The 9,588-nt window shown below is 72.1% G+C and carries 9 protein-coding genes; 6 read left to right on the top strand and 3 right to left on the bottom strand.

What is annotated here, in order from left to right; all coding sequences use genetic code 11:
• The first annotated feature begins 302 nt into the window (after window positions 1-302).
• The gene (locus tag G5C51_RS36270; protein ID WP_165244169.1) at window positions 303-1,277 is read left to right on the top strand and encodes a sugar kinase; all 975 of its coding nucleotides are present in this window, start codon (window positions 303-305) and stop codon (window positions 1,275-1,277) included.
• Window positions 1,278-1,325: 48 nt separating this feature from the next.
• Window positions 1,326-1,946: a bifunctional 4-hydroxy-2-oxoglutarate aldolase/2-dehydro-3-deoxy-phosphogluconate aldolase gene (locus G5C51_RS36265; RefSeq protein WP_165244167.1), complete on the top strand. Its 621-nt coding sequence runs from the start codon at window positions 1,326-1,328 to the stop codon at window positions 1,944-1,946.
• 54 nt (window positions 1,947-2,000) lie between these two features.
• Here the strand turns inward: G5C51_RS36265 and G5C51_RS36260 are convergent, their stop codons facing one another.
• Complete coding sequence (locus tag G5C51_RS36260) at window positions 2,001-2,486, bottom strand: hypothetical protein (protein WP_165244165.1); 486 nt, start codon at window positions 2,484-2,486, stop codon at window positions 2,001-2,003.
• A 197-nt stretch (window positions 2,487-2,683) separates the two neighbouring features.
• On the opposite strand from G5C51_RS36260, the gene G5C51_RS36255 reads away from it, so the two are divergent.
• Genes G5C51_RS36255 through G5C51_RS36245 form a run of 3 tightly spaced genes read left to right on the top strand, consistent with a single transcriptional unit; the run spans window position 2,684 to window position 5,033 of the window.
• On the top strand, window positions 2,684-3,265 hold the full coding sequence (locus G5C51_RS36255) for a hypothetical protein (protein WP_165244163.1): 582 nt from the start codon (window positions 2,684-2,686) through the stop codon (window positions 3,263-3,265).
• Window positions 3,196-4,401: a sensor histidine kinase gene (locus G5C51_RS36250; RefSeq protein WP_165244161.1), complete on the top strand. Its 1,206-nt coding sequence runs from the start codon at window positions 3,196-3,198 to the stop codon at window positions 4,399-4,401. The genes G5C51_RS36255 and G5C51_RS36250 overlap by 70 nt, the downstream gene beginning before the upstream one ends.
• The gene (locus tag G5C51_RS36245; protein WP_165244159.1) at window positions 4,398-5,033 is read left to right on the top strand and encodes a response regulator; all 636 of its coding nucleotides are present in this window, start codon (window positions 4,398-4,400) and stop codon (window positions 5,031-5,033) included. The genes G5C51_RS36250 and G5C51_RS36245 overlap by 4 nt, the downstream gene beginning before the upstream one ends.
• Here G5C51_RS36245 and G5C51_RS36240 read toward each other — a convergent pair.
• Both G5C51_RS36240 and G5C51_RS36235 read right to left on the bottom strand, forming a co-directional pair.
• Complete coding sequence (locus tag G5C51_RS36240; protein ID WP_165244157.1) at window positions 5,030-6,214, bottom strand: hypothetical protein; 1,185 nt, start codon at window positions 6,212-6,214, stop codon at window positions 5,030-5,032. The genes G5C51_RS36245 and G5C51_RS36240 overlap by 4 nt on opposite strands.
• Before the next feature lie 2 nt (window positions 6,215-6,216).
• Window positions 6,217-8,247, bottom strand: coding sequence for an outer membrane protein assembly factor BamB family protein (locus G5C51_RS36235; RefSeq protein ID WP_165244155.1), 2,031 nt, complete (start codon window positions 8,245-8,247; stop codon window positions 6,217-6,219).
• A 128-nt stretch (window positions 8,248-8,375) separates the two neighbouring features.
• Between G5C51_RS36235 and G5C51_RS36230 the strand changes: the two genes are divergently transcribed.
• Window positions 8,376-9,578 carry a cytochrome P450 family protein gene (locus tag G5C51_RS36230; protein ID WP_338118429.1) on the top strand — a complete coding sequence of 401 codons (1,203 nt, stop codon included), beginning with the start codon at window positions 8,376-8,378 and terminating at the stop codon, window positions 9,576-9,578.
• The last annotated feature ends 10 nt before the right edge of the window (window positions 9,579-9,588 follow it).

Raw genomic sequence — 9,588 nt, 5'->3', positions numbered from 1 at the left:
GTGTGGGGGTGGTGCACAGGCCTGCGGCGAGGGCGAGGACCAGGGCGGCGGTGAGCGAGGCGCGGCGGCGGGATCGCGACATGGTCCGTAGGGTCCCGCGATGGCATGGACAGGGCAATGGACTAATCCACTTGATTCATGGACTCCGCCGCCGTGGGGGCTCCATCGCGGGCCCCTCTCGGGTCCTCGTGGGTCCTCGCGGGCTCCGCTGGAATTTTCCGTTCCGGGCCCGCCGGCCAGAATGTCGGTGGTTCGGGATAACGTTCGGTAAGCAAGGAAGCGCACGGACTGGGGAGGCCGGCATGGCGGATCGGGTGGCACCGGAGGCGGTCACCTGTGGTGAGGCGATGCTGCTCATGCTCGCGGAGCCGGGGGTGCCGCTGGAGCGCGCCGTCGCCTTCCGCCGGTCGGTAGCCGGGGCGGAGTCGAATGTCGCCGCCGGGCTGGCCCGGCTCGGTCATCACGCGCGCTGGCTCGGCCGGTTGGGCGCGGACCCGGCGGGCGAGGCGGTGCTGCGCGAGCTGCGCGCGGACGGTGTCGACGTGGCGTATGTGGACCGCGACGCGGAGGCGCCGACCGGGCTGCTGCTGCGCGACAGCCACCCGGCGCGGGCCATCGACGTGCAGTACTACCGAGCCGGATCCGCCGCGTCGCGGCTCGCGCCCGAGCACATCCGGGCGGAGGCCCTCGAAGGTGCCCGACTGCTGCACATATCCGGCATCACGCCCATGCTGTCGCCCTCCGCCGCCGAGGCCACCGCCAAGCTGATCGAGCTGGCCCGCGCGGGAGGCACCACCGTGTCCTTCGACCCGAACGTCCGCCGCAAGCTGGCCGCGCCCGCGGCCTGGGCGGCCACGGTCGGCCCCCTGCTGGCCGAGGCCGACCTGATCCTGGCGGGCGAGGACGAGCTGGAGCTGCTGACCGGCAGCGACGCCGACGAGGCCGCCGCTGAGCTGCTGCGCGGCCGCGCGCACACGGTCGTCCTCAAGCGCACCGACCACTCCGCCACGGCGCTGACGGCCGACGGCGGCTCGTACCAGCAGCCGCACTTCTCCGTCCCGCTCGCCGACCCGGTCGGAGCCGGGGACGCGTTCGCCGCCGGCTATCTCTCCGCCTGGCTGCGCGGGCTGCCCGCGCAGCGCGCGCTGGCCGAGGCGGCGTGCGTCGCCGCGCTGGTCGTCCAGGCCGCCACCGACACGGACGGCCTGCCCTCGGCCGCCGCCCGCGACCGCGCCCTCGCCGCCTTCACGGACGGCGGCGACTCGGTGCACCGCTGATACCTCCGCTAGTGAGCTCCATTGATGCAACACCCGAAAGGAACCGCCTTGTACCGCTGGGAGATCACCCAAGCCGCGCTGGCGCAGCGGGTGTTCGCGATTGTCCGCAGTGACTCGTACGACCACGCCGCCGACACCGCCGACACCCTGCTCTCGGCCGGGATATCCAGCCTCGAGATCTCGCTGACCACCCCCTTCGCGCTGGAGCTCGTCTCCACGCTGCGCCGTGAGGTCGGCGACGACGCGGTGATCGGCGCGGGCACCGTCCTCGACGCCGCCTCCGCGCGCATGGCCGTCGACTCCGGCGCCCGCTTCCTGGTCTCGCCGAACCTCGACGCCGACGTGATCGCCACCGGCCACCGCTACGGCATCCCGGTCTTCCCGGGCGTCTCCACCCCGACCGAGATCGTCCGGGCCCTGGAGCTGGGCGCGGACGCCCTCAAGCTCTTCCCGGCCTCCGGCCACGCCCCGTCCTGGATCAAGGACGTCCGCGCCGCCCTCCCGCAGGCGGCCCTGCTGCCCACCGGCGGCGTCACGATCGAGAACGCCCCCGACTGGATCGCCGCCGGCGCCGTGGCCTGCGGCATGGGCTCGGCCCTGTCCGCGGGCGACCGCGAAGAGGTCGCCAAGCGCACGGTGGACCTGCTGGCCCGGCTCGCAGAGGCATGATCGGAGCGGCGAAAGCCCCGGTGTCCCCGGGTCTTTCGCCGCCTCCGGCGATCGTCAGTTGAAGAGGGCCGAGGCAAGAGGCCCGACGAATGACGCGACGATCACGAGGACCGCAACGACGAATCCGATGATGCCGAACGCGCGGGCCGCGCCGGTCTGCGGCTGACCACCCTTGGCGAGGCCGGCGAGCCATGCCGCCGCAGCGCCGAGAACCGCGGGTGCGCCGGACCAGAAGACCGGGACGGACACCAGCGCCAGCACGCCGAGCACGATGGCTCCGACCCTGGCCCGGGCGGGCTTGCCGGCCAGGGGCAGCGCGACCGCCAGTGCGAGCACGAGACCGATCCCGCCTACGAGGGCAATGCTCTGGATGCTCTCCACGGGACCCTCGGAACGGTACGGGTCCTTGTCGGTGAACAGGATCTCGGCCACCTGGAAGCAGATGTTCACGACGGTGGAGAGCACGAACGCTCCACCGACCAGAACCGGTGCGGACAGACCGAGTGCGGTGCGATTGCCGGTTGTTGCTGCTGCGGACATGGTGGGTACGTCCCCTCCGAGTGTCCCGGCTGGTCCGGGTACGGCTTCACCGTGCCGACTCGCCTGTCCCGGGCGACAGGCCCGCTGTGTCCCGGCCCGTCCCGGCGGTGTCCCTGCCTGAACCGGCGGTGTCCCGGCCGGTCCCGCAGCCGCGTCCGCCGGGTTCCACACCGCGCTATGTGGCGCACTATGGAGCCGTGACCGACTCCGTCATAGCCTCTCGCGGAGTGTCGCGTTCCGTGGTGGGGGCGGCGCTGGCAACCGCGGCGGGCGTGACACCCGGCCTTCTCGGCATGAGCTCCGACGTGCTGCCGACCGGCGCTCTGTACGGCCTCGGCTGGCCGGCGTTCGGGGTGGCCTCGGCGTTGCTGCTGGACCGTGACGCGCTTTCCCGGCTGGGGCGGGTGTTCGCCTCGCTGGCGCTGCTGCCGGCAGCCGTGTCCGCGGTGGCTCTGCCGGCCGTGCCGGCCGCCGACGATGGGCAACCGGGCTGGTCCCGTATCGAACGATGCTGGGAATGGCTCGGCATCGCGCCGATCGTCGCCGCGCTCGCGGTGATCGCCTGGGGCATGGATACGGCCGCGGACCGCATGTCGCGGCGTCGGCTGGTCTGGCTGGTCGTGTGGTCGAGCGCGCTGGTGGTCTCGGTTCTGACCGCGTCCTTCGGCGGCGACGCACGGGTGGTTGCCGCCGTGACCACGCTCGGCCTGTGGGGACGGCCGCCGCGATGTACCGGCTCGCGACGATCCGCGAGTTGCGGCCGATCGGTGAACCCCTGACCGATGCCGCGATCGCCGTCGCCCTGCTCCTCTTCGGCGCCGCGGTGGGGACCGTGGTCCGTATCGGAGGGGTGCGGGCCCGCATCCCGGAGCCGGACCTGGCCGGCGCGTTCGCGGCCATCGTGGCGGCCGCGCTGGTGCTGCCCGCGGGGCTGTGGCTGCGGCGGCGGCTGCTGGCACGCCGTTACGGGCCGGGGACACTCTCCGCCGCCGACGTCGCGCAGATCACCGCCGGTCTGCACACCCGCACGGATGCGCGCGAACTGCTCGGCAAAGCGGCGGCGATGGTGGCCGCGGCCAGCGGGCACCGGCAGGTCGGTCTCGTCCTCGGCCCGGACGTCCCCGAACCACCGGCGCACTGGGTGCTGTACCCGCTCGTCGTCGGCGGGGACCGGGTCGGCACCCTCTACCTCGAACCGCGCCACCCCGAGGGACCCGAGCCGCGGCAGGAGCGCACCGTCGGGCAGCTGCTGCCCACGGTGTCGCTCGTGGCCAGTGCGGTGGGCCTCGCCGTCGAGGCCGACCACGCCCGCCAGGACGTGGCACGCCAACGCGACGCCGAGCGGGGCCGGATCCTCGGTGATCTGCACGACGGCCTCGGCCCGATGCTCATCGGGATGGGTATGCGGGTACGGGCCGAGCTGCGCAGCCGGCCGACGCCGTTACTCGAGGCGCTGGCGGGTGAACTGGCGGACTGCCGTGGCGACTTGCGCCGCATCGTCTCCGGACTGACCCCGTCGGTCCTGCACGACAGCGACCTCGGCACCGCGCTGCGGCGCCTCGCCGGGTCCTTCACCGGGTGGGGTCCGGCCGTGACCCTCTCCACCGGCATCGACGGCGACCTTCCGCCGGCGGTCGCCGTCGCCGTCTACCGGTCCGTCGCCGAAGGCATCACCAACGCTCTCCGGCACGCCCGTGCCGACGAGGTCCGCGTGGATGTCAGGACCGGCCCGGGCGGCATCATTCTGGTCGACGTGCACGACGACGGCACCGGCGGCCCGATCACCCCCGGCGTCGGCCTGTCGTCGCTGCGGCGCCGCGCGGAGGAGCTCGGCGGCACGCTGCACATCGCCGCCGGGCGCGCGTCGGGCACCCGGCTCCATCTGGAGCTGCCCACCGGGAAGGCGGCCACGTGATCAGGGTGCTGGTGGTCGACGACCACCCGATCGTGCTCGCCGGACTGTCGGCCCTGGTCGAGTCGGACAGCGACCTGGACCTGGTCGCCGCGGCGCGTTCGGCCGCCGCGGCGCTCGCGGTGTCCGCCGAGCCCGACGTCGCCGTGCTCGACCTGCAACTGCCCGACGGCGACGGCATCAGCCTCGGTGCCGCGCTCAAGCAGCGCTGGCCGCTCGTCCGCGTCCTCGTGTTCACGATGCACGCCGACGACCGGTCCGTGATCCGCAGCCTCGGCTCAGGTCTGGACGGCTATCTGCTCAAGGACTCCGACCCGGACGACGTACTCGCCGCGATCCACTCGGCCGCGCGCGGCACCCTGGTGCTCGGCCGCGGCGCCCAGGCCGCCGTGGTCGCGGCCGCCGCGGCGGCACCCCGGCCCACGGCCCTGGACGCGCTGGACTCCCGTGACCTGGAGATCCTCGCACTGCTCGTCCAAGGCCTGCCCACCTCGCAGGTGGCCGCACGCCTCTTCCTGGCCCCGAAGACCATCCGCAACCGCGTCTCCGCCATGCTCGACAAGCTAGGCGTCGCCACTCGCGACGAAGCCATGGCGCTGGGCCGCGCCGGCGGCCTGGGCACACGGCCGGGCTAGGGCGAGTTCCCGCCCGTGAGTACCCGCTGCTCGCCCGCCGGGATCGCGCACGGCGTGCCGCCCGCGTTGGTGAGGCCCTCGGGGCTGAGGGACCAGGTCGAGATCTGGGTGCCGCCGTAGCCGCTGCGGATGGTGTTGTTGAAGAAGCGGTCGTGGTACGAGGCGCACTGGCGGGAGATGTTGTTGTCGATCGCGCACTGCGTGTCGCAGAACTCGCCGCGGTAGTACGACGCCCGCCCGGCCCGGGTGATGTCGTTGTATTCGATCGAGTTGTAGTTGCTCATGTTCCGCGACTTCACCACGTAGCCGCTGACGTAGGAGAACTTGTTCCGCACGACCTGATTGCCCGAGCTGAAGTGCGTGATGTACAGGCCGTGGATGTTCCCCTGATACGGGGCGGCGTTCTCGATGTTGATGAAGTGGCTGTTCTCCACCCGGTTGTTGGACGAATTGGTGAGGACGATGCCGCCGTAGCCGAAGGTCGAGCCGCCGCTCCACTTGCTGCCCAGGTTGCGGAATTGCATCCCGAAGAACGTGTTGCTGTTCAGGCCCTTGCTGCCGCGCACCTGCAGCGGCGGGTTGTAGTTCTCGTCGGTGACATCGCGCTCCGAGTCGCCGTAGACCGAGACGCCGCCGGCCGAGTAGTACTCCACCCGCAGGTAGCGGAAGTCGAGATTGCTGTCGCCGCCGTCGTACAGCGGGTCGGCGGTGTCCCTGGGCAGCCGCGGCTGCAGCCAGAAACCGGGGCAATAGGCGGTGCCGCACTTGGCGTTCTTGAAGACCGGCAGGCCGCCGGCGGGGGTCCCCTGCCCCGGCACGTAGTCGATCGGCATGAAGGACACCGAGTGCCCGGGCACGTAGAAGCGCCACTCGTGGAAGGGCGGCGCGGTGTACGTGCCCTGCTTGATGCGCACCTCGACGTCGGTGGTCGGCTTGTGCTGCTGCAGCACCTGCTGGACGCGGGGGAGGGTGGCGATGGATTGCGCCGGGCTGAGGCCGTCGTTGGCGTCCGAGCCGCCGGCGCCGGCGGGGGCCATGTAGACCGTGAAGGCGGCCTCCGGGGCGGCGGGTTCGGCCGAGGCCGAGACGGCGGTGATGCTGCCCGTGACCAGCAGGACGGCCGCGCCGATGACGGCCAGGAGCTTGCGGGTCGTGGTCTTGGATCTCCTGCGTATTTCCATGGCTACCTTCCCGCGCGCCAGCGCAGCAGTTCGGCCCCGTCGCCCGCGAATACGTCGCCGCTGCTGTGCAGCAGCATCCGGTAGACGGGCCGGGCGGTGAGGACTTCGGGTTTCCAGGAGGGGGGTTTCAGGCGGTAGAGGCCGAGGTTCGGCATCGTGCCGTACAGGTGCTTGTCGCGCGGGTTGAAGCGCAGGTCGGCGAGGGCGTAGCCGCCGTCGACGGGCCACTCGTAGGGGGCGAGGCGGCGGGAGGCCACCTTGCGGCTCGCGGGGTCGCAGCGGAAGAGCACGCCAGCGGTGGCTCCCCACAGGACGCCGCGCCCGTCGAACGTGAGGGACGAGACGGTCCGTTCCCCCTCCACCGGGGTGATCTCCCAGAGCTTCCTGCCCGCCTCGACGTCCCAGGCGAAGAGCCGGGCGTCGGTCTGCGGCTCGGTGGCGCCATAGCCGCCGTAGACGGAGGTGCCGACGTACAGCACGCCGCCGGCGTGGGCGAGGGCCATGATGCTCTGGTCCTTCACCAGCCCGGTGTGCTCGGTGTTCCTGCCGGTGGCCGGGTCGTGGAGGATCAGGGAGCCGCCCAGGTAGCCGCTCTTGTTGACGGTGCCGACGGCGAGGCGGCCGTCGGGCAGGGAGGCCATCGCGAAGGGGCGGTCGCCGTACGAGGCGTCGCCGTTGTACACCTCCGCCGGATTCACCTTCCCGGCGTCGTCGATGTTGTTCCACGCCCAGGGCTTCGCGGGGTCGTACGCGTAGACGCGCCCGCGTGGATACGCGCCCAGGTACACCGCGCCCTGGTGTGCCGCTGAGCCCATCACCTCGGAGAAGCGGTGGGTGTCGCCCTTGCCGGTCTCCGGGTCGATGAAGCCGACCGAGCCGGTGCCCGTCCCCCCGGTGACGATGCGGCCGTCGGGCGCCTCGCTCAGGGAGCGCACCCGGACCGGATTGCCCTCGACCTGCGAGGCGAACAGCTTGCTCTTGCCGCTCTGAGGGTTGTGCCAGAAGATCTCGCCGGTCCAGATCATGCCGATGACGGACTGGCCGGGGAAGTCGGGCTGGCCGGCGAGGGTGCCGAAGCCGAGCGAGCGCAGCTGGGAGGTGAAGGTGAAGGCGAGGCTGGTGGGGGCGAGTTCGCGGGTGGCCGGGTCGTACGACATGAGGGTGTCGCGCTGCGAGAAGTAAACCTTGCCGGTCTCGTCGAGCTGGGTGACGTCGAGGCCGGCGACGTCCTTGATCTGGTCCTTCCAGGTACCGGCGGCCAGGTCGCGGACGAGCAGGGTGCCGGTCAGGCCGGTCTTGGTGAGGCGGGTGAAGAGCAGGTCGCCGACGATGTTGATGTCGTAGACGACCTGGTCGGGGTCGGTGCCGTCGGGCAGGGCGAGGTCCTGCTTGACGCCGGTCGCGGCGTCGATGGCGACCAGGTGGGCGTGCGGCTGGGTGCCGGCGTAGACGGTGCCCCGGTGCCGGCCGACGCTGCGGACGTAGGCCTGGCCGGCGGCGGCCTGCCCGTAGTCGTGGACATCGCCGGTGGCCGGGTCGTAGCGGAAGACCTTGCCGTTCGGGTACGTGCCGCCGTAGACGTTGCCGTCGTCGTCGAAGGCCAGCTTGTACAGGTGGCTTTCCGACGGGAACAGCCTGCCGAGATCGTCGAGGGTGTCGCCGCCGGGCCGCAGCCGGTGCAGCTTGCCGGTGCCGGTGGCGGCCACGTAGACGGTGCCGTCGGGGGCCACGGCCACGCCGTACGAGCTGGCGCCGCGGCCGAGGTCGAAGCGGTGCCGCAGTGCGCCGGTGGCGGCGTCGACCACATAGAACGTGCCCAGGTCGTTGTCGCGCTGGGCGACCGTGTAAACCAGCGGCTTACCGTCGGCGTCCGCGCCCACGGCGCCGCCGACGCAGGTGGCGAAGCTCATCGGGATGCCCAGCGAGGTCAGTTCGCCCTTCGGGGCGGCCGCCGCCGGGCCGGTGGATGTCGCGGCCGCCGCCCCGGTCGCCAGGGACAGGGCCAGAAACTCTCTCCGTGTCTTGGGGCTCACATGCCCACCCTTCTTTTCGGTCTGGGCCGAAAATAGGGATCAGGCGGGCAACCGTCAATGCACACAGCAGACTTGGGCGGGAGGGGGTCTAGCCTGTATCGCCCAGCTGCCAGCCACCGGAGGTGCTCGTGTCCGAGGGGACCGGAATAGTCGATCTCACCGTGGATGCCGAGGAGTTCATCGCGGACCCGTATCCCCGCTACGCCGAGCTGCGGGAACGCGGTGCCGTGCACCGGGTGTTGACGGAGGCCGGCGAGGCGTACCTGGTGGTCGGTTACGACGCGGTGCGCGAGGCGCTGAACGACTCCCGGCTCACGAAGGACTTCCGGGCGATGGTCGGCGTGCGGCGGCCCGAGCAGGGCGTGAAGCCCATCGACGTCCACATGCTGACCACCGACCCGCCCGACCACACCCGGCTGCGCAAGCTGGTGGCGCGGGAGTTCACGCCGCGCCGGGTGGCGGCGCTCGAGCCGCGCGTCCAGCAGATCACCGACGACCTGATGGACGCGATGCTGGCGGCCCCCGACCGCCGCGCCGACCTGATGGACGGGCTCGCCTACCCGCTGCCGATGACGATGATCTGCGAGCTCCTCGGCGTACCCGACCGGCAGCGCGACGACTTCCGCCGCTGGTCGAACGAGATCCTCTCCCCGACCAGCCCGGAGGCGGCGGGCGCGGCGGTGGCCGCCATCGAGCAGTACATGGACGAGCTGATCGAGGACAAGCGCTGCACCGCCCCGGCCGACGACCTGCTCAGCGCCCTGATCCGCACCCGCGCCGAGGACGGCGACCAGCTCTCCCACCACGAACTCATCGGCACCGCCTTCCTGTTGCTGATCGCCGGCCACGAGACCACGGTCAACCTCATCGCGAACGGCACGCTGGCGCTGCTGCGCCACCCCGAGCAGCTGGCGGCCCTGCGCGCCGACCGGTCGCTGCTCGACGGCGCGGTGGAGGAGGCGCTGCGTTACGACGGGCCGGTGGAGGGCGCCACCTTCCGCTACTCCCTGGAGGACGTCGACTACGGCGGCGCGGTCATCCCGGCCGGCTCGGTCGTCCACGTCGTCCTCGCCTCCGCCGGCCGCGACCCGAAGCGCTTCCCGGCCCCCGACGCCTTCGACATCCGCCGGGCGGGACAGAGCCACGTGGCCTTCGGCCACGGCATCCACTTCTGCCTGGGCGCACCGCTGGCGCGGCTGGAGGGGCGGATCGCCTTCCGCGCGCTGCTGGACCGCTGCCCGGAGCTGGCGCTGGACGCGGATCCGGGGGAGCTGGAGTGGCGGTCGGGGCTGATCATCAGGGGGGTGCGGAGGTTGCCGGTGCGGTGGTGAGGGGCTGAGG

It is taken from the genome of Streptomyces coryli (genome assembly GCF_011044975.1).
Taxonomy (GTDB): Bacteria; Actinomycetota; Actinomycetes; order Streptomycetales; family Streptomycetaceae; genus Streptomyces; species Streptomyces coryli.
This window is presented reverse-complemented; position numbering and strand designations above follow the sequence as displayed.

Coding starts and splice junctions, on each gene's coding strand:
- G5C51_RS36270 (WP_165244169.1), top strand. CDS start 303: ATGGCGGATCGGGTGGCACCGGAGGCGGTCACCTGTGGTGAGGCGATG.
- G5C51_RS36260 (WP_165244165.1), bottom strand. CDS start 2,486: ATGTCCGCAGCAGCAACAACCGGCAATCGCACCGCACTCGGTCTGTCC.
- G5C51_RS36240 (WP_165244157.1), bottom strand. CDS start 6,214: ATGGAAATACGCAGGAGATCCAAGACCACGACCCGCAAGCTCCTGGCC.